Raw genomic sequence first — 22,216 nt, 5'->3', positions numbered from 1 at the left:
TATAAATTAATTAAAAATTGAATTAAAATGGGAATGGGAATTATAGTTACCATTATCGTGGTAGTAGGCATTTTATTGCTTGGTTTAGGAGTAATGGGTATGTATAACGGCTTGGTAAGAGGTCGTAACGACGTAGAGGAGGCATTCTCTACAATGGACGTTTACTTGAAGAAGCGTCACGACATGATTCCAAACCTCGTTGCAACCGTCAAGGCGTATGCCAAGCACGAGGCCGAGACTCTGGAGAAGGTGATCATGGCCCGTAACGAGAGCGCTCCTATGGCAGAGCGCATCGAGCAGGAGAAAGAGATCAGCACCGGAATCCGCAACCTGATGGTGCGTTGCGAGGCATATCCTGAACTCAAGGCCAACACCAACTTCCTCCACCTGCAAGAGCAACTCGTGGAGATTGAGGGCGACATCGAGAAGAGCCGCCGTTACTACAACGGCACCGCTCGCCAGCAGAACAACCGCGTGCAGACCGTGCCCACCAACATCGTTGCCAACATGTTCGGCTTCGAGAAGGTGCCTTACTTCCAGGTTGATGATGCTTCAGAGCGCAAGAATGTAGATTTGGCATCGGCATTCGGTGTGTAAATCCAAAATGATAGGTTGCTCCGTCATGAAGCGATTACTTACATTCATATTACTCGGCGTGCTCACGATTTCGTGGGCACGTGCCGATAGGGGAGGTTATACCCTCAAGCATGTCACTATCAATGCCGTAGTGCACGAGAACAGCACGTGGGACGTGACCGAGACGCTCGAGGTTGACTTTTCAGAGCCACGTCACGGCATCTACAAGTATATCCCGTCACGCTTCTTCTATGGTTTCACAAACCCTGACGGGTCGGTCGAGGAGAAGGTTTACAAGAACATTATCCGCGGGATAAGCGTTGATGGTTATGACTACGAGGTTGAAGGCGATGACACCGATGCCGAGAACACCATCATCAGGATAGGCAGTGGTGATTATTGCGTTGAAGGCAAGCAGGTATATAACATCTACTATCAGGTCCAGTACCAGGACGACAGGTTTGACGGCGAGGATTTCCTGTGTCACACCATTTGGGGCTATGGCTGGAACACCGAAGTCGAGGAGATGGATTTCAACATCCAGTTTGACATGCCGCTCCCCGACGAGGCAGCGAATGGCCTTCACTTATACAGCGGCCCCCGCGGCAGCACCACTAATGCCGCCGGTGTGGAAATGACCTATGACAAGGCGAGTCACACCATTAAAGGACATGTTGCTAACATGCAGGCTAATAGTGCCATAACCATCTCGGCAAAGTTGCCCGAAGGATTTTGGGAGCCCGAGAGCAAGAACATGATGTTGTTTTATTTCTTCGTGTTTGTCACCGTGCTGTGCGCTGTGGTGTATGTGTATAATCTGTTCAGCCATCGCCGCCGTGACCCCATACCTGTGGTTTCTTTCTATCCACCCAACGGCATCAGCAGCGCCGAGGTAGGAAAAATCATCGACGACTCGACTGACCCCGAAGATCTTGCATCGCTAGTGCCGTGGCTAGCCCATCGCGGAAATATCATTATCGAAGAGATTCCCGATAGCAAGGGTAGAGGAGGGAAGCACGCCGACCTGAAACTCACGAAGAAGCTTCCCCTCACTCCCGACGCTCCCAAATATCAGGTTTATTTCATGCAGGCCTTGTTTGGTAACAAGAACAGCGTGATACTGAGCCAACTGGGCGACCGTCATGCCGAGATGAAAGTAGCGACAAGTGCGCTCGACGCCATCTACACTGGCAAGCAACAGCTCACCGACTTTGGCTGGGCTACTGGCTTCTGGTTCCTCATGCTTATTTCGGCACTGGGAATGTACTGGACAGCCAGCATCACCGATTGGTTTGATTCTGGTCTTGCCATTCTGGCTTGCTGTTCGAGCCTGGGTGCCGCGTTCCTCATAGGCATGATACGACAGATCACAGCACCAAAGCGCAATATACGTTCTACTGGTTCCAAGATACTGGAGGCCATAGGGTGTGCAGTGATAATGCTAGTCGGCCTTGCAATACATCTGTTTGTCTATGACGATTTTGATGTGTGTGTCCCTGCCGTGTATCTGCATGCCGGATGTGTGATGTTGTCGCTGTTGAGCTATCTTGCCGACCGATGCGTCTATGACTCGGAATACCGCCTTAAAATTATGGGCGAGCTCCTTGGGTTGCGTGAATTTATCAAGAACGCCGAGATGCCAAGGCTCAAGATGCTTGTTGACGAGAACCCCGGTTACTTCTACGAGGTGTTGCCTTACGCAATAGTGTTCGGCTTGAGCGACAAGTGGGCTGACTTGTTCAAAGACATAGAACTGGATAACCCCGACTGGTATCACCCGTCAACGGTGGGTAGTGCCTACATGGCATCATCGCTTCTGTCTCACACGATCTCGACAACAGTCGCCGAGTCAATCAAGAGCGCTGTAGCCGAAGCTAGTGTTGATCCCACCTCATCATCGTCGTCGGGAGGTTACTCGGGCGGCGGCAGCTCGTTCTCGGGCGGCGGCGGTGGCGGCGGCGGTGGCGGCAGCTGGTAAACGCCTTAACCAAATCTCACACAGTAATTACACCGTGTGAGATTTGTCTTGAAATGACAATATATAACAACTACATTATTTGTATGAAAAAATATATTTTATCCTTACTCATAATCGTGGCCGCTGCCGGCATTGCCAGGGGCGATAGGGGAGGATATACGGTTCCCAAAGCCATCATAGACGCTGTGGTTCACGAGGATAATTCGTGGGAAATCACAGAGTACCTGTATGTAAACTTCAGCGACCCGCGTCACGGCATCTACAAGTATATCCCCACGGCATTCTCCTACGGATTTCCTGGTGCCGACGGCAAGTTAGAGGAATACAAGTACCGCACCGTGGTAGATAGTATTGATGTAGATGGTCGCACCTTCAAGGTGGAGGATGATGATACCCCCGCATTTAACAAGATAATCATCATAGGTAAGGAAGACCTTACTTTGATGGGCGATGTGAAATACACCATAGACTACAGGATGCGTTATCTCGACGACCGCTATAAAGGCGAGGATTTCCTGTGCCACACCTTGTGGGGACAGGGCTGGAACACGCAGGTGGATAGCTTGTACTTCTGCGTCGCTATGGAGAAAGGCTTTCCTGCGGGATTTACCAAGGAACTAAACGTTTATAGTGGCGCTCTGGGCAGCAAGGCCAATGCCGATAGCGTGTATATAAGCATAAATGAGGAAGAGAACAAGATATACGGCTCCGTTTTCAACCTGCCGGCAAACCATGCCATCACTCTGTCGGCCCGTATGCCCGAGGGTTACTGGGAAGTCCCCGAAAAGAACAACACACCGTTTTACTCATTGCTAGCGATTTCGGGCATGATGGCACTAGTGCTAATAATCAGCTTCCTCAAGAATCGCAGCAAAATCACCCGTGTGGTATCGTTCCACCCGCCTGCCGGCATGAGTAGTGCCGAGGTGGGCAAAGTGATTGACGACAGCGTGGACAACTGCGACCTGGCATCGCTCATCCCGTGGATGGCGCACAAGGGATACTTGAAGATAAGGGAGTTGCGCGATAACGGGAACTCCAAGCCTGTGCTGGAGTTAACCCTCAACTCTCCGTTGCACCCCGACGAACCCCAGTACATGCAGCAGTTCCTTGAAGCGTTGTTCAAGAAAAAAGGCGAGAATACCATACGCCTTGACGAACTGGGCAACCGCGCACATGCAATAAATAAGGTAAAGGACAGCATCAACCGGGAGTATGCAGGACAGCGTGCCCTCACAAACACCAATACGCTGATGGTGTGGCTGTGGCGCATACTGGTGTTCTTCATCGCATGGGCTGTGTGCTGTGCAAGTTTCACAGGCAACTTTGACCAGCATTTCCTGGGTTACACGCTGTTCACGAGCGGCGTGGCAATGTACGTCATGGGACGAAGACGGCGCAAAGCCGGTGTAGGTTACAAGTTGTGGCCAGCCAAACGCAAACGCAAAAACATGCTCATGTGGGGTGCAATCATCGTTGCTGTTACAGGCTTTAACATTTTCATGATCAACAAGGGTCTGCTGTCGGTTAACCCATTGATTATCGCTGTGGCGCTGGTATTGACGGCAATAGTGAGCTACTTCACTCACCTGTGTGTGAAAAGCACCCCCTACCGCGACCAGCTCATGGGTGAGCTCCTGGGCTTGCGCAACTTTATTGAGACTGCCGAGGCGTCACGCCTCAAGATGCTCGTTGACGAGAACCCGCATTATTTCTACGAGATATTGCCTTATGCTATCGTGTTCGGCCTGAGCGACAAGTGGGTGGCTCAATTTGAACACATCGCTGTCAAGGCTCCCGACTGGTATGTCGGCAAGTCGATAAGGACCAACCAAATGGTGCCTCAAACAGTGCTCAGCAACATGACCACTAACTTTGACAGCTCGATAAAGGGTGCTGTGGAAAGCGCCACCTCATCGGGCGGTTCGTGGTCTTGGGTTGGCGGTCTGTTCTCGGGCGGCGGTCACTCGTTCTCGGGTGGCGGCGGTGGCGGCGGCGGTGGCGGCAGCTGGTAAACCGCTTGCTTGTCGTGAACCGGCAAATTATAATGGATTAAAAGATGAAGAGACTTATCACATATTTCGTGTTGGCGGTTCTCACAGCAGTGGGGGCTATAGCCGATGATGGCGGATTTGTGCTTGAAAATGCCTTTATCAAGGCTCATGTGAGCAAGGATAACGTGTGGGACATAACCGAAGTGCTCACGGTAAACTTCCTGGAGCCGCGTCATGGTATATACAAGTATGTGCCGTCAAAGTTCATATACTCGTTTCCTGATGCCAGCGGCAAGATGGTGCCCTACGAGTACACTAACTACATCTATGATTGCAATGTGTATGGCTATGAATTCACGACAGAGGAGGATTCGGGAGATGCCAAGAACACCATTTTCAAGATAGGTTCGGGCGACAAGCGTGTCATGGGGGAGCAAAAGTACGTTATTAAGTATAAGATAAGGTACTTTGACGACCGCTATGAAGGCGAGGATTTCCTGTGCCATACTATTTGGGGCAACGGGTGGAACACGCCCGTGGATACCTTGCTGTTCCATGTGGAATTTGAGAAAACTCTCCCTGCAAGCATTGAGCAGTCGCTCAACACCTATAGCGGCGAGCTGGGCACTACCAGTAATGCCGACAGCGTGTATGTGTATTACAGACAAGAGGATAACTCTATCTGTGGCCGTGCCCTCAACTTGCCTGCTAACCATGCTGTGACGATATCGTCGCAACTGCCTCAGGGCTATTGGGAGATACAGCCCAAGGACCTGACCCTTTTTTACATCTTTGCAGGTCTTGCAGCCATGTTTGCCATAGTTACCGTGGCTAGGCTGGTTTTAGTGAAAAATCACACCTCCATACGTGTCTTGTCGTTCTATCCCCCAAAGGGCATGAGCAGTGCCGAGGTGGGCACTGTTATCGACAATGAAACAGGTTACGATGACCTGGCATCGCTTGTGCCGTGGATGGCTAGCAAGGGGTATATACATATCGTTGAGAATACCGATGAAAATGGTGCGAAGATAAAGGACGACCTCACGCTTGTCAAGGCGAAGGACCTGCCCGAAGATGCTCCTGAATATCAAAAAACGTTCATGAAAGCATTGTTCGGCAAAAAAGAAACGGTAAGGCTCAAGTCGCTGTCGTTGACGTTCAACGAAAGTTATAATTTGAGAAGGCAGATTGAAAACATCTTCACTGGCGAGCGAGAACTTCTTTTCAAGAATGACAAGGCAATTTGGTCATGGATACTCATGCTGCTGTGCATGCTGGGTGCTGCTTCAACATGCAACCTGACCTGCGGCTTCTCAGCAACGTTCTTCTTCATGGAGCTGTTGACGATGGTGGGTGTTCTGTTCTGGATGGGACATCGTCGCATAAAGAAATCCTTGGAATATAGAAGGTATAGCATATTGAAAAGCATTCTCAGTTTTATCAAGTGGACGCTTGGCTTGCTGTTTGCTATATGCGTGAATGTTAATTGCTTGGACGACGGTTTCCTTGCTATTCCCTCATGGTATATTGTGTGCGGGTCGGTAGTGGCAGCGCTGGTGACTTATTTCCTTCGTTATGCTGTGGGCGACACCCTGTATCGTGCACGAGTCATGGGCGAGCTTAACGGCTTGCGCGATTTCATCAAGATCGCCGAGTTACCACGCCTCAAGATGCTTGTTGACGAGAACCCGCAGTATTTCTATGATGTCCTGCCTTATGCAATGGTATTCGGCCTTACCGACAAGTGGGTAAAGCTGTTTGAATCAATAGAGATGGAGAATCCTGAATGGTATGTGGGTTCTGGGCCTATTAATGTCGGCTATATGCCATTGTTGATGAATAATATATCCACTCGCGTTAGCGATAGCATCAATGCGTCAATCAGGAAGTCCATTGCCAGTTCAAGTTCGGGCTATTCTCATAGTTCATCGGGTGGTGGTTACTCGGGCGGCGGCCGTTCGTTCTCGGGTGGCGGCGGTGGCGGCGGCGGTGGCGGCAGCTGGTAAGGCGTTGCACCACAGCCGGCAATACAAGGGACAATGGGGCAACCTCTCGCAGATGACGCAGATTAAAATTTTTTCAGAAATTAAAATAATTAGAATAATTTTATTTTGCAGGCCAATCAGAGCAATCAGCTTTCTGTTTTCCCCTGAGTTCCCGGCGAGAGCACCCCATTGGCTTATAGTTACATACAAGAGACTATCATGTTAAAAAAATGTCAAATACTTAAATAAGAAGAATTATGAAGAAATCATTAGTTATTGCAATGTTTGCCTTGCTGTTTACATCGTTGCCGATGTCGGCGGGCAAGACTATTACAGTTAAGAATGCAAAGGATTTTATCAAGGCATTAGGTTCAGACCGCACCATTGTCATTTCTTCCTCAAAGCCGCTGAACATCACCGATGCCCTTGAAGAGATGATAGCCAAGGGAGAAATTGCGGAAGGTGAGACTTATTATGGTATGAGTGAGGGATTTGCCAGTGGTGAAAATAATGTCACCTTTGCTTCAAATACCGATGGCAATGGCTTGCAAGTGCGCAACTGTCACAACTTGACAATCAAGGGTAAGGGCAAAGCCGCAACATTGCTTGCCTCGCCCCGTTATGTGAACGTGATAGAGTTCTTTGACTGCAGTGACATCACAATGGAAAACGTGATCATGGGTCACACCAATGGCGGTTATTGCGACAAGGGAGTGATAGAATTTTCGGGATGTAACAACGTGCTTATGAACGACTGCGATATGTTTGGCTGTGGCACCGAAGGCATCGTACTCAATCAAAGTACTCGCGTGACCGTTAATCGCTCGGTAATTCACGATTGCACTTATCACACCATGCATGTGAGGGGCTGCCAGCAGGTGCGCTTCAACGACTGCATCTTCCGCAACAACATGGAATTTGATCAAATCAACATCGGTAACACAAAGGATATAGTGTTCACTGGATGTGTATTTGACTCGTTGGACGGCCCGTTGTTTAACATGGATGACTACCACTATTTCTATAGCTGCGCATTCCGCAACTGTGCTCTCGAACCTGTGCGCTACGACTGGTACACCCAGGGTAACGCAATACTTGTGTTCTGCACTTACCAAACAGGTGGTGAGCCTCTTACCACAGCTCACGCAATGAAGCCCACACTTCAGGAGGGTATCTGGACCGATGGGGCAAAGACCTATACTGTGACCAAGGCCGACGATTACCGCTATGTGTTTGCCTCGACCGACGAGGAGGATGTCTTTGCCATCAATGCAGTTTCAGTGCCCAAGAATGAATATATGACAAATGACGAGTGGCCTTACGAAAACCACCTGGGCCATCTCTCGGTAAGTGTTAAACGTATTGAAGGACAGGATTTTGTGCAGATACTTGATGACGGTCATCAACTGATCAAGTCGTTCTACTTCCTGCGCAAGAAGTGATATCTTATTTAAGGACATAGCCCGGCACTTCCCAGCATTTCCGGAATTCCCGGAATATCTGGGGGGGGCGGGCTGTTATTTTAATTTAGATTTTAAGTTTTCAAGTTCTTGTTTTAGTGAAGCTATTTGGGCATGTAGCGCAGCAATTTCACCTTGTTGGTGTTCTATAATCTGTTTTTGTGTGCCGCGTTGGTCAAGTCGGGCAGCGGTCATTCGCTCGCGTATTCCTCCTTGTTCTACAAATTCCCTGTCACGTTTCTCTAAAAAAGAAGTCATGGCTCTATCTACCATGTGACACAAGCAAATAGCAACATTTGCCATCTCTTCGTTGGTCCATCGTCCGTAATATGGACGGTAGTCGCTTTCGTCGCTGTGCTCTTTGCAGAAAGTGCGCAGGCTGTCAAAGCGCGCTTTGTTTCCTGTTGCCCATTCAACGAGGGAGTGCTGTTTGAGATAGTCCATGTAATCTTCAAGCAGTTCCTGGTTGCTACCGCGGGCGATGCCCAGGAGTTTGATTTCAACTTCGAGTGAAGTTTGCCCGTCTGTCAGACCCTCAACGATGTTCTGTTTTATGGAACGTGCTGCTTGCACCATCTGGTCGACAGTGCGGTCGCCGTACCGTGGCAAAAAACGCTCGCAGAAGCTTTTGGTCAATTGCACCAAGACATCGCTCTTGCGGTAGAAATGCAAGTCGGTGTACACGGTAGCCTTTCTCAAAACACTGGGAACGCCGTCATTATATCTGTTGAGTGGTATATCTTTAGGACTCATATCTATATGCTGTATAATCAACAAATTTACTAATTTATACTCAACAATACAAAATAAATGGGTGTTTTTTAGAGAAAAAAGATAACACCGGCTATTCCGGCAGTTCCGGCAGTTCCGGAGTTGCCGGAATTACCGGATATGCCGGTAGTGCCATTTATTAAAATAACACCACTAAACTATTGTGATTTTAATAACGTAAAAAAGAGCAGAAAAGTGAACGGCAATGCTCCGTTTTCTGAACGCGCACTGACATTTCACGGAAAAAGTGAACGGCAATGCTCCGTTTTCCGGTCGCAAGTCTTTGGACATCAGCGACTCATGTTTTTCCTATTGAACGGCAATGCTCCGTTTTCGGTGCGATTCTGGCATCAAGAATACCACTCTCGCAACAGGTGAACGGCAATGCTCCGTTTTTTTCGGGCGATTTTCGGCGTTTTCGGCGATATTGAACGGATATGCTCCGTTTTTCAAGCCGTTTTTAAGCCGATTTTCGACTCAAAAGTGGGTGGATTAAACCGTTCCGAGTGGGTGGACATGCTCCGTTTTCGGCAGTTTTTATAAGAATAACCGTTACAAATTAATTCAAAACTCACACTTAAGATGCCTGGAATGGCGCATTACTGGACTACCATGCAGGAGACGCATCAGCATGACTCGCTCTCACTGAAAGATGGCCTGCAGCTGCTTATACAGGCCGAGTTGGACAACCGCACTACAAGCCGTAACACGCGTCTTGTGAAGAAAGCCCGCTTCCGCTACCAGGCCTCAATCAGCGAGGTTATCTACGACAGCAAGCGCGGAGTGGACAAGCAGAAGGTGCTCAATCTCGCCACATGCGACTATGTACGCAAGGGAGTGTCAGTACTCATAACAGGAGCGGCCGGGACAGGCAAGAGCTGGCTCGGAACCGCCCTGGGGGCATCAGACCTGCATGAACGGTCTCAAGGTGGCATACTACAATGTCTACCGCCTCTTCGAGGAGATCGCCCTTGCACGAATCTCCAGCACCCTGCACCGGTTCTTTGCCAAGCTCGCGCAGACCGACCTGCTCATACTGGATGACTTTGGCATGAAGGTGCTCGATGGCCAGCAGCTGCTTGACTTTATGGAAATCATAGAGGACTGGCATGGTCAGAAAGCCACCATCATGATCTCCCAGTTACCGGTATCCGACTGGTATGACGTGATGAAGGGAAACACCACCGCTGCTGATGCCATCCTCGACCGTTTGGTGCACACAAGTGTACGCTTCGAACTGAAAGGTGCCTCACTGCGTCAAAAAAGCACCCCAAAAGGTACAGAATCCCCCAAAAATGATTAATTTTGCATCGCCATTAGGCTAAAGAGTTAGAAAAGTGAACGGATATCCCCGTTTTGGGTGGGTGGATATCCTCCGTTTTCGACAAAAGATTACAGCGGCTATCAACTCCAACATGAAGTGATAGTCGCTGTAAAAAGGTATGAATAGATTCAAAAAAATTCCAAGATTGCTCTTTATTTTTTCATTTGCCAAAGAACGGGTGTATCCTGACCGTCAACGGTTGTGTCCCATTCTTCATCCTTCTCGTTGAAAGTCAATTTAGAACGTTGTTTCAACCATTCGTTCACAACATTGAGAACCTGGGAATGACTGTCAGCAGAACGTTGTGCAATAACACTTCCATATTTCAACATAAACTCAGATGCTGATGCTTCGTCCAGGTTGATGCATTTGCCTAAATCACCTGTTACCTCAGTAGAGTCGGTATTCCATTCTAAGATTATATTGTCTTCTTCGACTGTCCATGTACCTGAGGCCTTGAAACTGCTGAATGATTCAATGACAGCTGGAACCTTCCTGCCATCTGCTGCCACAAGTCCAAACTCATCGTCATTAATAAGATAGAAAACATTGCCCTTACCCATAAGTTGAACAGTTCCGTCAGGTTTAAATATGTTATCCTTGTTAAAAGAAACAAGCGTCACCCCTGCTTCCACATAAATGCTATCTCCATTATTAATGCCGTTAGCGTAAATCTGTGTCAGCCATGTTGTATCGGCCATTTCAAATGCTTTCTTGTTGCATGAGGAGAGAATAAGTGATAAAAGAAAAAGTGTGATAATGTTTTTTTTCATAAAAATACAAGATTAATGGATTGTGATATAATTATTTAACTCTATTCCAACAGTGAATTCAGTTTGCTTGTAATCGTATTTATCTCTTTTTTTGCGGCCTTCGTTGATGAACCATCCTTCTGGGTTGCAATAATGATATCTCCAGAAAGCCGAGCTGATAGATCATCGTATTTTTTGCGATTCCTGTTAATATTATCAAAGTCTTTCATTAGGTTCTTAAAATCCTTTATAATCTGCTGTTGTTTGATTCTCTTCTTATTCAGAATCTGTGTAGCATCTCCACCTTTAGGTGTATCAAGTGATTTCACATTTCTTGTTATCTGGTTAAGAAGCCTGATATGTGATTGCGAGACTTTTCCATTTTTGTCCAGATCCTTTTCAATGATTTTACTTTGCATATCAGCTAAGCTGTCTTTGTAGTCTTGCTCTCTGCGTTTGGCAAATTGAGTCTCCAGTTGAGCTTCATCATCAATAGAAGATGATTTTTCTTCAGCATTTGTTTCCTTCTTGATTTCAGATTTTTCCGTTGTGATTGGTGATAAATCCTTGTCCTTATCTCTTGTTATGAAGAAATAAACGTTGACACAAATACTTAAGAGCAGTAAAAGAATTAATACAGGACTAAACAAGGATAAACCACCTTGCTTTTTCTTTTGTTTCTCTTGCTTATTAATTTGAATGATGCCCAAAGACAGATTGTCGTATTTTCCTTCGGGTTTATTTTTGCCTATGAGTTCTATTCTGTTTAATAAACCTGGTAGGAGAGTGGCAATTTGTTCTGTCTTACAAAGAGAATCCGTTAATTCCTTTTCAGATATCATGCCCCATACACCGTCAGTACACAAGACGATAAGATCGTCGGGTTTAATGTTCAGGATGTCCATCTCAACATCTACAACATCGGATATACCAAGAGAACGTGTTATGACATTTGAGTTTTCAGCTCTTCTTGCCTCCTCTTCTGTTATTTCGCCTCTCCTTACCATTTCGCCAACAACGGAATGATCAGCAGTCTTAAATAATTGCTTGCCATTACGGAATTGATACAGTCTGCTATCTCCAACATGTGCTACGGTTACTTTATTAGTTGAAAATAATGCAGCCACACACGTTGTTCCCATTCCCATCAATTCTCTGTGCTCTTTGATAGTGCGTCTGAGAAGTTCGTTGGTTGCAATAATTGCATTTTTCAATACCACACTTGGAGTTTGTGCTTGGGCAGCTTTATCAACTTCTTGGATAATTGATTGGACGGCAAGAATTGAGGCATTTGCTCCTGCAGGACCTCCACCCATACCATCACAAACCACAACAAGGAATCCAAAAGGTGTTTCCTTGTAGCCACAGCTATCTTGATTTTCATCACGTCCACCTTGTCTAGAATCTATACAAAGCGAGCAGTGCCATTTGCTGTTATAAGTTATATGACTCATAATTATATTATGTCGTAATCATCTTGTTCATAATTATCACCTATATCTGAGGTTTCATGACAACTCAATTCGTCGTCATTTACATCAGAATCTTCGCAATCATCGTCATTTACATCATAAGGTTCAACTTCGTCATACTCGTATTCCTCTATGTCTGCGGACTCGTCGTAAATTTCAGGCAGTTCGAAATCAGTGTTAAATTCCTCTGGCAGTTCATATCCATTTTCAATCATGCCTTCGAAGCCCTCGCCTACCTGATCATTTGCATCAAGCAACTCCTGAATTTCTGTACTATTGGCGCTCATTTTAAGAAAACGCCTTTCGTCTTCGGCTGATAGCGTACCATCCAACCATGCTGCGAACGTTTCTTCCGAAACTGAAGGATAGAAATATTTATCCATGCTATTGTTCCTCCTTTTTTAGGGTTTTCATGTATTGTTCCTTTGCCAACTTGTGCTTATTATAGAATGTATTCATGTTCATTCCCATAATCTCCGCTGTTTCCTCGTTTGTATGATTTTCGAGGTAGCGCAGACGTATCAGTTGACTATATCTCCTATTAGGCATCAAACGTAAGATTGTTTCAACGTCATTTCTGCTTAGAGAATCTTCATCTATGGATATAGACTCTGGAAGAATATCTATTCTTACACCATCCTCGTCATATTTTTCAGAAATATGCTCTGTCGGCATTTTTCCTTTACGCTCATATCTTTTATAGCAGTAGAACAAACACACAGTTTTAAGCCATGTAAATAGAGTGCTTTGATATTTAAATTGCTCTAATTTACATAGCCCAGTTTCCTTAGATGGAGACATAACATGAACGTATATCTCACTGATAAATTCCATACATGAGGAACAATCAGTATGGTAGTTGTCATACACGGATTTAAACAATGGGTAGCACTTTCGATAAAAAAAATCGCGTGTTACCATGTTGTCACGCCTAAGCAAGGCGTCAACAATTTCATGATCGGTTGTTTTCACCACATCTTTTGCTATTTTTTCTTTTTTATCAAAGATTTCAAATTGAATTTATTCTTCTGATACAGCAATAGTTCTGCTTTTGTACCATCACATTCTACCACTAACACAGCAGAACGTTCTTCACCAGTCTTATTTGCAGATGCTGTGAGCGTTAATATATTTCCATTCTTTGTAACACTTATCCAATCAGGATAGGAATAAGTCCAAGTATCATAATTACAATTTACTGTCACTTCATGATTGTCACCTTTTTTTCCACTTGACTTAAACTCAACTGATGATACTGATAACGAAAGTGTCACAGGTTCCTTCTTTTGCGGTTTTACATCTTCTTCTTTCTTAACCACGACCGTATCTGGTGTTGGTGGTGGTGTTGGTGTGATTCCACGTAATATATTTTTACAGATTATAATTTGTTGGTCACACATGGCTTTTTTCTCACGAGAATCATATGCTTTCTTCGCAGCTTCAAATTTTTTAATTGCTTTTTTTTGCGAATCGGGCTTTATTATCATTTGTAATTTTTGTCCTTGACTAAACAATTTGTCGCCTGCAGTCTGAGCTTGCACCGTCACTGTAACTGCTAAGACTGAAAGGAAAAGAAATAATTTCAGAATTTTATTCATATTGGATAGTTTTTTATTTTATTACATTAGAAATTTTATTTGAACGATTACGAAACTCTTCCGCAATATCTTCCATTCCACTATCGGCAAAATCACTTGCTTTCCCTTCAAGTTCTTCTTTTGCTACAATTAATGCTTTCTTAACGGAATCTCGCTTATTTGTTAAGCCGGTAATGTTAATATCCGATTTCGTCATCTTTTTAGCTGACAAAATAGCATTTGACAAGCAGAGGTAAGCGTCAATGTATTCTTGTTCATATCCTTCGTCATGTTTATTACCATTTTGGTATTTAACATCTGCTTCAGTTTGAAGTTTGGATATATCCTTGGAAAGAGAGTCATTCATGGCTATTTCTGCCTTTATCAATGCTTCTTTTGCCATTTGCTTTTTATGATGAGAATACCCCCAAAAGCCAATAACCGTTATCACTGCGATAATAGACGCTGCAACGATAGTCAGTTTCTTTGACTTTTTCATTTGCATTTTTTGACCATCAAGTTTTTCCATTGCAACACGCATTTGTGATGCGGATTGATAACGGACTCCCTGATTCTTGTCTGTTGCACATTCTATTACATTTCGTATCCCTTTGTCTTTTATCACAGACAGTTTTATCTTTTTCTTTATCTGTTTGTCTAAGACTTCGAGTGAAGGACCTTCAAATGGAACGTGACCAACTATACATTGGTATAGTAGAATGCCTATGGCGTAAATGTCTGTGGTTTGATTTTGGTGTTTGAGATCTCCCAATGCTAATTCAGGCGCAGCATATTCTGCCTTACCCATAAATACGCCAGCCGTTGTTAATCCCCTATCATTCGTGGTCAGTTTGTTAACTTGTTTTGCAATGCCAAAGTCTATCAACTTGATATGTCCCTCTTCAGTAATCATAATGTTTGAAGGATCTATATCTCGATGAACATAGCCAGCATCATGCAAAGCAACAAGGCCAGACAGTACATTTTTTACGATTACTTTTGCAAAGTGAAGAGAGTCTGTTTGATAATCTTTAAGCATTTTGCAAGCAAATGGGATCTCTTTTCCACTATTGTCAGTGCATTTACCTTCCAAAATATCTTGCAATGAAATACCATGAAGAAGTTCACTAACTACATGATAATGTTTTTGAGTACGCTCACCACTACCAGTTTCGGTCTCTACAAATCCCAACATTTCAATGAGATTGTCGTTTCTTAACTGAATGGAAGCTTCTCTGCGCGCTCGTTCTATTGCATGAGGTGGAAGATCATCATATAGGAACTTGATAGCGACAGGACGCGAGACACCAGTAGCAATATCCACACATTTGCCCTTCATTACCTTGCCCATACCACCTTCACCTATTGCGGGATCAGCGGTATCAACTTCAAAGTATATATTTTTCTTTTTTTCTTCTTCTCCCTGTAATTTTATCTTTGCCATATTTTATAGTTTATTAGGATGCTAGTATTTAATAAATAGGAAGTCCATATTCATTCTCATCGTCACTACTTTGGAGTAAAAGGAAAAGCAGCCAAAGACCTCCAATAAGAGGGACGAAAGAAATAAAACACCAAAAGCCGCTGTGCCCTGTGTCATGTAACCTTCTAACAAGAACACATACATTAGGGCATATTAATGCAAGGCACACTATTAAACAGCCAATCATGCCTGCAATCATAGCCCCAATCATAGCCCCCTCTTCTCCACCAGCAAACATACCAATGAGCGAGAATACAATGGTTGTAAATACAAATGTAATCCAGTTAAAGACTATAAACCACCAATATTCGGAGCGAGGAGCTCTGCCCTCCATTGTGGTGTATTTATCCAAACATTTTTTAATTGAATCAGTAAACGTCATATTTAGAATATTATATGCTTTGACTCAGGACATAAAAATGTCCAGAGTCAAATACAGTTTAATTACTTTGTGACAATTCTTCAGGTGAAAAAACTATCTCAATTTCCTTAGTTGATGTATCATAGATGTATCTTAACCCAATGTGATTCTTGCACAATACATTTGAAATCTTTTTCATTTCCGTGGACTTTAGCTCTTTGCCAATAGAAGATTTTATACTATCTACATCTACATTCTCATATCGGTTATCATCAACCTTTATGTAATATGTAAAGAGACTATCGCCTTCCGCATATTCACACTTGCTGAGAATAGTGCCATTGGGCAGAGAAGTATCAGCCTTTTGGTTTATTTGCTCAACTAAATTCTGAAGTAAGGCTGTGTCTTTGTTTTGCTTTTTGCATCCACAAAGGACAAGTAATACAGAACAAATAAGGAATGCAATTACGGACTTATTCATATTTTCTTTTATTAAAGGATATTGAATGTAGTTGTATATATCACATCACCGCCTTCCAGAAGTTCAACCTTATACTCTCCAGCCTTCCAGAACCCTTCTTTGTTCGTGCCAAATTGATTGATCTCAATCATTTGATTCTTCTTGGACTTCTGAATAGTCACATCGCCTTCTGCGGTTACCTTTGTTCCTGGGAGGTAGATAGGATTGCCATCCGGTCTTGTAACCTTTAGTTGCAATTTAAAATCAGCATCCTTTTCTTTCCATGGGTTAAACTCAATACGTGCCTGAATATATCTTGCATTGAAACTGCGAAGAGGTTGGTCATACGCGGACTTTTCTTTTCCATCAGCGTCAAGTAAACGGAAAGAAATGCCAGCTACATGGTCTCTAAGAACCGAAGGAGGTAAATTCTTACGTGCTTCTTGCTCTGCTCTGTCTGCAGCATCTTTCTCTGCTTTTAATGCTGTACTATATGCTTTCTTGAAATCCTCGTCCACTTTGTCAAAGCTTTTTAGGTATTTGTTAAATACGGCAGTAAAGTCTTCGGTTTTTGCTGCGTAAACCTGCATTATTACTTCGACTTTTTTTTCTTCGACAGTCAGTTTGATAGTATTGTGTTTACAGTTCACCTCATTAGCAGCCATAATTGCTGGTCTACGTTTGAATGAAGATTCTTCTGTACCCACCTTAAAACCTTTACGATGGAAGGTGTACAACAAAGGAGATTCCTCATCAATATTTATCCAGTACAGAATACCGCCAACACGGAAACAAACACTATTATCGGTATCTACTTCAGGATTGTACTTGTTCTTGTCAAGATAAGCATAAAGTGCACGCTGTGCCTTTTCCTGAGCAGGAGTTAAATCACCTGCAAAAACCTGGGTTGCAAACGCCAAAAGTAAGCAACAAAGAAGATTTAATTTTTTCATTTTGTTTTATTTTTATATTGTTACTAATTTTTCGTTGTACTTGTTTGAGATAATTGAGTTAAATTCTATATACGAGGGAATTCCGAGGAATTTTCTAAATTGAGTTTTCAGTTCAGATACCAGCTCGTTTAGTACATCACCAGAAATTTCATCTGTCTCCAGATTCTCGAACTTTAGGTGAATATAGACTACATTGTTTGCCAATTGGATGCTTTCTAAAACCATACCATTTATTTCGGCAGGGCATTCTTTTGACATTGCATCTATTTTATTTCGCCAATCAGAGTTTGAAGGTCCGATTCACTGGATGTTCCAATTATTATTGACTCTTAAAGCCGTCGCAATCTTACGCCCAGACACATCAAAAAGTTCACATTTATATTCTGCACCGCCCTTGAAGTAATAATATTCACGATGCCAACCACTATTGTTATTGGTTGCTTTTCCATTTGTAGCATAGTATGCTATTTGAATGCGTTGGTTCTGATTATTGTACTTGTATTTTATTGTACTATACCCTTCTGCAGAACTGATAGAATTATTATTTGCCCCATAATATGTTTCGCTTTCTCTTAGTCTCATACTATTGTAGGTGTATACTACCTTATGGAACTTTGAGTCTTTATCGACATGAGGTTTGTTGTCAATTGTGAAATACGACATAGAGGTCATAAGACCAGATTCGTCATATGTATATTTCATTTCACACCAACCATGCTCGCCATTGCATTTTTTCCCATATCCATCATAGCAGACTAATTTCAGCATATTACCACGAGCATCATACTCAATACGTCCTTCTTTTGCTATGCCATTCGCAACAATAGGCTTGCCGTCTGTTCCAAATGAAATCTGGTGACAAACTTTGTTCACAACATTATCATATTGATTGTAGTATTTGTGAACTTTGTTATTGTCACTTCCACGTGTTCCTGTTTGTGTAAAATGCGTTACGGATGTAACATTTGACTTCTGATCAAATTCTCTTTTAACAACAGCAAAGTTTTGTCCTTTAACGTTTGTGAGAAGTCCATTCGTGTTATAGTATTCTTCTTGTATGTTTTGATTACTTGAATTATACTTACGAATCACTTTGTGATAGCCATTCTCGCAGTTCACTGCATTGCCTTTGTCTCCAAAATATGATTCCTCGACGATATTATCTCGGTCATCATATTTATATCTCGTCTCTTGCATATTTGCAGCAAGATTTCCATTGAGACCTATAGGACGATTAACCACGACATTACCACGTGTATCAAACGAACGATTGATGCCGGCCTTACCTCCAACCGTCATAAGTTTACCATCAGAATTTTTGTACCTTTCTGCCGTTATATTACCTTGTTCGTCATATGTATATTCACACCTTGAATAATAATAATTAAGAACACAAGGTTTTTCTTCTTTGTCCAGAAAGTATCTTGCGATTTCATTACCATTGTCATCATATTCATAACATGCAGCAGCGATACCTTCATCTGTCATGACCAATTTGTCGTTATTGTCATAGTATGATCTTCGAGTATAATTACCTCTTGCATCATATTCGTTTTTTACATAACACAAGTGTTTATCTGCCAAATTAATTCTTTTTTTATTGGCATCCATGTAAGTAAATGTTTCTACTCGTCCTTGTGGATTATAGGTTACGGTAATACCTGCATATCCTAACGATGCTGGAGCATATAATTTATCATCTCTATCATAGTAATACTCGGAAAGTTGGTTTCCGACCGAATCATATGTACACGTTTTATGAACCCATGAAGCATCGTCCATAAGTTCATCATTAGCATTTAAGAATTTAATATCTAGCCAATTACCGTACTCGTCATTTTTAATAAGACATTTAGAGTATATTCGTCCATCTTCATTGTCATTATAAAAAGCCGCCTTTCCTGATGCGTCAATCATGGTTCTTTTGGAAATATAACCATTTTCGTCATATTCATTTACACAGCCGCTAACACCTGAAACATAGGTTAATTTTCCATCAAGCCCCAGATACATTTGCTTTACAAGGAATCCATCATCGTTGTATTCATACAAGACTCCAGCAAATGGATTGTCCTTACGAATCATCATGCGCCCATTTATATCGTTATATTTTTCAGCCAGGCGATTTCCCCATTTATCATACGTAAGTAACACTATTGGACAATTATTTCCATCGCTGCTAGGTTTTCCCTCTGTTGTCTGATATTCAATTTTGACAAGATTATCATCCTCGTCATATGTAAACAACTTGATTCCCAGTCCGAACTGCGTTGCCTTTGGTTTTCCATCTTTTCCTAGATAGTGCTCCTGTACAATGCGTCCGTCTTTGTCATAAATGTACTTGCGTCCGAATATTCCTTGTCCATCAGGTACGCGAATATTTCCAAAGCCTGCATATTCTACTCTGGTGAGTCTTCCTTTGTTATCGTAGTCAAGAATATATTTTGATATTTTACTCTTTCCATCTATTTGCGAATCAAAAGCACTTTGGAAAAGTGTAACTTGTGAATTGAGTGTCATTTCTGTACCCAATTCATCATCTAACTTAAAGGTGCACGTTTTAAAATTTGAATCATAATCTTTAACGTACAAAACCTTTCCGCTACGGTTCATATATTTCGCAGCATCAATTTTCCCACTACCTTCAGTATAGGTGAGGGTCATATCTACAATTTTGTCTTTATCCTCAGAATCATGATGATCTACAAGTTTTCCCTTACTGTTGACATATGATACCCTACGTAGCTTATAGCGACTGTATTCGAATTTGTACGAAGCCTCACGGTGTGAAACCTCTCGGCTACTTAAACTGCCGATACCTTCTGGTATTCCAAAAACTTCAACGTAGTCTTTATAATATTCAACTTTTGTTCTAAAGTAATCCCATGTAAAGAATCCTCCAATTAACAGGAGCATAGTAACCGCTATTCCAGAGTAGATCAAAGGACGAGAAATAGGATCTGGTGCAATTGCTTTCTTGACAGCATTCTTCATTTCCTTGCAATTCTGGTACCTGGCTTCTGGTACTTTTTGCGTGGCTTTGTCTACAACCTGCTGTATTTTATCTGACACGTAAGGATAATAGTCTGCCATACGAGACATTGTGTCTTTGACAATATGACGCTTTATTTCTTGTGCAGTCATCGTTGTGGAGTCGTATGGTGCGCGTCCTGTAAGCATATTGTGAATGAGTACTCCTAATGAGTAAATGTCAGAACGGACATCAATGTCTTTTCCATACACTTGTTCAGGACTCATATAGGTAGGAGTACCCATAACCATATTGTTTTGAGATGCATTAGCTTCAGATACAATTTGGGCAATACCAAAGTCCATGACCTTGACATGTCCATCCTCTTGTATTATGATGTTTGAAGGCTTAATATCTCTATGTACTATTCCCTTTGAATGGGCATACGAAAATGCGTCAAGAATTTCACATATAAGAGGATATGCTTTGTCTTCAACAATTAGGCCATTTTTTTTCTTGATAAAATCCTCCAGAGTCACACCTTTGACATATTCCATAATAAGGAATACACCTTCTGACATTTCAACGTAATTCAAGAACTTAACAATGCCAGGATGGTCGAGTGAGCATAGCAGCTCTGCTTCTTGCTTAAAGCGAGCACGAAGCATTGCATTACGAGCGACCTCAGGTCGCAATGCTTTTATTGCGACCTGTTGATCAATATTGGTATTGGCGGCAAGGTAAACACTACCCATACCACCTGAGCCTAACAATCTTAAGACTCTATAGTTGAGAATATCTGTAGGAATCATATATTTTATTTAACTAAAGGTAGGTTCTATTAATTCATAAATTCGAGTGGAAGCCGTTCCGCAAGAGTAAATCTTTCGGAATCAAGTCTCTCATCTGAGGACTTCAGCTGTCGATTGCGTTCGTTTATCCACTCTTTGACATGTTGTTTTTGACGATTTGATACATATGGGCACAGTTACCCCTTGCAGGTGATAAACTGTGGATGAAAGTTGACGATCTGTACATATCTGAATATGTTATAGACGAGGTTGGTCAGAGCATTGGCTGCTTTAGCTCGCACCATTCCGATGCTGCGTACAAGCGAGCCGTTCATTGCTCCCTCTACGAATCCGAAGATGTGCTCAATGCGGCATCTGTCCTTAGACTTGATTCGGTTGTTCTGCTTCTGCTCGTCTGTCAGAGGATTGTTGCGATGACCTTTCTCACAAATGATAGGATTCATCCCACATTCTCTTACTACATCATTCTTCGATTCGTAACCGGCATCCAGATACAGGTCCTGTCCCTTGTCCTTCTCCTCTATGAGAGGTTTGATGACATTGGAGTCGTGAACACTCGCATCAGTAGTGTGATACTTTTCTATGAGCTTGGTCTTCTTGTCTGCCTTGACGTGATTCTTGTAACCGTAGTGATTTTCACCACGTTTCTTTGTCCATCGGGCATCAATATCCTTGTGAGACTTCTTGGCCAGCTTGCTTTTTTTCTCTTTTGGAGAGTCACCATTCTCAGGATTCCACAAATCTTTGCCATTGCCGGCCTTGATCTGCTTGTTCTCCTCCTTGGTGTTTCTCTGCTTTGGAGCTTCAACCAAAGTGGCATCAATGATTTTCCCCTCATTGAATGAGAGTCCCTTGCTGTCAAGGAAAGTGCGAAACTTATCAAACAGACGGTCGAATGTGCCATCCTCTGCGAGTTTGTTCTTGCATGCCCACACGGTCTTTTCGTCAGGAACCTCTGCCACTGTATGAATGCCAAGGAACTGGCGGAAGCTGGTACGGTCTATAATCTGGTATTGTATCTGGTGATCGCCAAAACCATAGTAACGCTGAAGGAATATGGCCTTGAACATAAGAACAACATCAATCTGCGGACGTCCGGCCGGAGTTTTGCAGTCCTTCTTGACCAGCACCTCTTCAAGTGCTGGACGGAACATCTCAAAGTCGACCAAGGCAGCGAGCTGCTCAAGGGGATTACCCATCTGGGAGAGAGCTTCTATCGTGAACTCCTCCTCGAACAGGTTCTCACCCATCGGCTTGCGGTATATAGTAGTTTTCTGCATGATTCTG

At 43.2% G+C, this 22,216-nt stretch carries 19 protein-coding genes and 1 pseudogene; 7 read left to right on the top strand and 13 right to left on the bottom strand.

What is annotated here, in order from left to right:
* Positions 1 to 33: 33 nt before the first annotated feature.
* The 5 genes from ACKI3C_RS05450 to ACKI3C_RS05430 all read left to right on the top strand — a co-directional run bounded on the left by ACKI3C_RS05450 (position 34) and on the right by ACKI3C_RS05430 (position 7,975).
* Positions 34 to 597 (top strand): LemA family protein, encoded by a 564-nt coding sequence (locus ACKI3C_RS05450; protein WP_407402842.1) that lies wholly within the window; start codon positions 34 to 36, stop codon positions 595 to 597.
* A gap of 25 nt (positions 598 to 622) precedes the next feature.
* On the top strand, positions 623 to 2,554 hold the full coding sequence (locus tag ACKI3C_RS05445) for a DUF2207 domain-containing protein (RefSeq protein ID WP_407402840.1): 1,932 nt from the start codon (positions 623 to 625) through the stop codon (positions 2,552 to 2,554).
* Positions 2,555 to 2,637: 83 nt separating this feature from the next.
* On the top strand, positions 2,638 to 4,569 hold the full coding sequence (locus ACKI3C_RS05440; protein ID WP_407402838.1) for a DUF2207 domain-containing protein: 1,932 nt from the start codon (positions 2,638 to 2,640) through the stop codon (positions 4,567 to 4,569).
* Positions 4,570 to 4,613: 44 nt separating this feature from the next.
* On the top strand, positions 4,614 to 6,554 hold the full coding sequence (locus ACKI3C_RS05435) for a DUF2207 domain-containing protein (protein ID WP_407402836.1): 1,941 nt from the start codon (positions 4,614 to 4,616) through the stop codon (positions 6,552 to 6,554).
* A gap of 236 nt (positions 6,555 to 6,790) precedes the next feature.
* Positions 6,791 to 7,975 (top strand): right-handed parallel beta-helix repeat-containing protein, encoded by a 1,185-nt coding sequence (locus ACKI3C_RS05430; protein WP_407402834.1) that lies wholly within the window; start codon positions 6,791 to 6,793, stop codon positions 7,973 to 7,975.
* A gap of 75 nt (positions 7,976 to 8,050) precedes the next feature.
* On the opposite strand, the gene ACKI3C_RS05425 is transcribed toward ACKI3C_RS05430, so the two are convergent.
* Positions 8,051 to 8,746 (bottom strand): four helix bundle suffix domain-containing protein, encoded by a 696-nt coding sequence (locus tag ACKI3C_RS05425; protein ID WP_407402832.1) that lies wholly within the window; start codon positions 8,744 to 8,746, stop codon positions 8,051 to 8,053.
* 600 nt (positions 8,747 to 9,346) lie between these two features.
* Between ACKI3C_RS05425 and ACKI3C_RS05420 the strand changes: the two are divergent.
* Together ACKI3C_RS05420 and ACKI3C_RS05415 are read left to right on the top strand one after the other, a co-directional pair.
* A pseudogene (locus ACKI3C_RS05420) lies at positions 9,347 to 9,613 on the top strand (ATP-binding protein); the annotation flags it as partial.
* A gap of 64 nt (positions 9,614 to 9,677) precedes the next feature.
* Entirely contained in the window at positions 9,678 to 10,067 is a 390-nt protein-coding gene (locus ACKI3C_RS05415) for an ATP-binding protein (protein WP_407402830.1), read from the top strand.
* A gap of 173 nt (positions 10,068 to 10,240) precedes the next feature.
* Here the strand turns inward: ACKI3C_RS05415 and ACKI3C_RS05410 are convergent, their stop codons facing one another.
* The 12 genes from ACKI3C_RS05410 to ACKI3C_RS05355 form a co-directional block, all read right to left on the bottom strand.
* Positions 10,241 to 10,861, bottom strand: a complete 621-nt coding sequence (locus ACKI3C_RS05410; RefSeq protein WP_407402828.1) for a hypothetical protein — start codon at positions 10,859 to 10,861, stop codon at positions 10,241 to 10,243.
* A gap of 41 nt (positions 10,862 to 10,902) precedes the next feature.
* Positions 10,903 to 12,294: a PP2C family protein-serine/threonine phosphatase gene (locus tag ACKI3C_RS05405; RefSeq protein WP_407402826.1), complete on the bottom strand. Its 1,392-nt coding sequence runs from the start codon at positions 12,292 to 12,294 to the stop codon at positions 10,903 to 10,905.
* A 2-nt stretch (positions 12,295 to 12,296) separates the two neighbouring features.
* The gene (locus tag ACKI3C_RS05400; protein WP_407402824.1) at positions 12,297 to 12,695 is read right to left on the bottom strand and encodes a hypothetical protein; all 399 of its coding nucleotides are present in this window, start codon (positions 12,693 to 12,695) and stop codon (positions 12,297 to 12,299) included.
* Position 12,696: 1 nt separating this feature from the next.
* Entirely contained in the window at positions 12,697 to 13,284 is a 588-nt protein-coding gene (locus ACKI3C_RS05395) for an RNA polymerase sigma factor (RefSeq protein ID WP_407402822.1), read from the bottom strand.
* 11 nt (positions 13,285 to 13,295) lie between these two features.
* Positions 13,296 to 13,910: a BACON domain-containing protein gene (locus ACKI3C_RS05390; RefSeq protein WP_407402820.1), complete on the bottom strand. Its 615-nt coding sequence runs from the start codon at positions 13,908 to 13,910 to the stop codon at positions 13,296 to 13,298.
* Between the two features lie 13 nt (positions 13,911 to 13,923).
* Positions 13,924 to 15,333 carry a serine/threonine-protein kinase gene (locus ACKI3C_RS05385; protein WP_407402818.1) on the bottom strand — a complete coding sequence of 470 codons (1,410 nt, stop codon included), beginning with the start codon at positions 15,331 to 15,333 and terminating at the stop codon, positions 13,924 to 13,926.
* A 28-nt stretch (positions 15,334 to 15,361) separates the two neighbouring features.
* Complete coding sequence (locus ACKI3C_RS05380; RefSeq protein ID WP_407402816.1) at positions 15,362 to 15,754, bottom strand: DUF805 domain-containing protein; 393 nt, start codon at positions 15,752 to 15,754, stop codon at positions 15,362 to 15,364.
* 58 nt (positions 15,755 to 15,812) lie between these two features.
* Positions 15,813 to 16,214 (bottom strand): hypothetical protein, encoded by a 402-nt coding sequence (locus ACKI3C_RS05375; protein ID WP_407402814.1) that lies wholly within the window; start codon positions 16,212 to 16,214, stop codon positions 15,813 to 15,815.
* Positions 16,215 to 16,225: 11 nt separating this feature from the next.
* Positions 16,226 to 17,146, bottom strand: a complete 921-nt coding sequence (locus ACKI3C_RS05370; protein ID WP_407402812.1) for a hypothetical protein — start codon at positions 17,144 to 17,146, stop codon at positions 16,226 to 16,228.
* A gap of 12 nt (positions 17,147 to 17,158) precedes the next feature.
* Positions 17,159 to 17,404, bottom strand: coding sequence for a hypothetical protein (locus ACKI3C_RS05365; RefSeq protein WP_407402810.1), 246 nt, complete (start codon positions 17,402 to 17,404; stop codon positions 17,159 to 17,161).
* Between the two features lie 42 nt (positions 17,405 to 17,446).
* Entirely contained in the window at positions 17,447 to 20,929 is a 3,483-nt protein-coding gene (locus tag ACKI3C_RS05360) for a protein kinase domain-containing protein (protein WP_407402808.1), read from the bottom strand.
* A gap of 176 nt (positions 20,930 to 21,105) precedes the next feature.
* Positions 21,106 to 22,209, bottom strand: coding sequence for an IS5 family transposase (locus tag ACKI3C_RS05355; protein WP_407402806.1), 1,104 nt, complete (start codon positions 22,207 to 22,209; stop codon positions 21,106 to 21,108).
* Positions 22,210 to 22,216 lie beyond the last annotated feature (7 nt).

The sequence above is a fragment of the Sodaliphilus sp. genome (assembly GCF_045598405.1).
GTDB lineage: Bacteria > Bacteroidota > Bacteroidia > Bacteroidales > Muribaculaceae > Sodaliphilus > Sodaliphilus limicaballi.
The sequence above is the reverse complement of the archived record's forward strand: the minus strand, read 5'-3'. Positions and strand labels throughout refer to the sequence as shown.

Bases quoted from the DNA above. Each gene is read 5' to 3' on its own strand.
- ACKI3C_RS05430 (WP_407402834.1), top strand. From the start codon at position 6,791: ATGAAGAAATCATTAGTTATTGCAATGTTTGCCTTGCTGTTTACATCG.
- ACKI3C_RS05400 (WP_407402824.1), bottom strand. From the start codon at position 12,695: ATGGATAAATATTTCTATCCTTCAGTTTCGGAAGAAACGTTCGCAGCA.
- ACKI3C_RS05385 (WP_407402818.1), bottom strand. From the start codon at position 15,333: ATGGCAAAGATAAAATTACAGGGAGAAGAAGAAAAAAAGAAAAATATA.
- ACKI3C_RS05360 (WP_407402808.1), bottom strand. From the start codon at position 20,929: ATGATTCCTACAGATATTCTCAACTATAGAGTCTTAAGATTGTTAGGC.
- ACKI3C_RS05410 (WP_407402828.1), bottom strand. From the start codon at position 10,861: ATGAAAAAAAACATTATCACACTTTTTCTTTTATCACTTATTCTCTCC.
- ACKI3C_RS05435 (WP_407402836.1), top strand. From the start codon at position 4,614: ATGAAGAGACTTATCACATATTTCGTGTTGGCGGTTCTCACAGCAGTG.
- ACKI3C_RS05425 (WP_407402832.1), bottom strand. From the start codon at position 8,746: ATGAGTCCTAAAGATATACCACTCAACAGATATAATGACGGCGTTCCC.
- ACKI3C_RS05440 (WP_407402838.1), top strand. From the start codon at position 2,638: ATGAAAAAATATATTTTATCCTTACTCATAATCGTGGCCGCTGCCGGC.
- ACKI3C_RS05365 (WP_407402810.1), bottom strand. From the start codon at position 17,404: ATGTCAAAAGAATGCCCTGCCGAAATAAATGGTATGGTTTTAGAAAGC.
- ACKI3C_RS05445 (WP_407402840.1), top strand. From the start codon at position 623: ATGAAGCGATTACTTACATTCATATTACTCGGCGTGCTCACGATTTCG.
- ACKI3C_RS05355 (WP_407402806.1), bottom strand. From the start codon at position 22,209: ATGCAGAAAACTACTATATACCGCAAGCCGATGGGTGAGAACCTGTTC.
- ACKI3C_RS05380 (WP_407402816.1), bottom strand. From the start codon at position 15,754: ATGACGTTTACTGATTCAATTAAAAAATGTTTGGATAAATACACCACA.
- ACKI3C_RS05370 (WP_407402812.1), bottom strand. From the start codon at position 17,146: ATGAAAAAATTAAATCTTCTTTGTTGCTTACTTTTGGCGTTTGCAACC.
- ACKI3C_RS05375 (WP_407402814.1), bottom strand. From the start codon at position 16,214: ATGAATAAGTCCGTAATTGCATTCCTTATTTGTTCTGTATTACTTGTC.
- ACKI3C_RS05450 (WP_407402842.1), top strand. From the start codon at position 34: ATGGGAATTATAGTTACCATTATCGTGGTAGTAGGCATTTTATTGCTT.
- ACKI3C_RS05405 (WP_407402826.1), bottom strand. From the start codon at position 12,294: ATGAGTCATATAACTTATAACAGCAAATGGCACTGCTCGCTTTGTATA.
- ACKI3C_RS05415 (WP_407402830.1), top strand. From the start codon at position 9,678: ATGAACGGTCTCAAGGTGGCATACTACAATGTCTACCGCCTCTTCGAG.
- ACKI3C_RS05390 (WP_407402820.1), bottom strand. From the start codon at position 13,910: ATGAATAAAATTCTGAAATTATTTCTTTTCCTTTCAGTCTTAGCAGTT.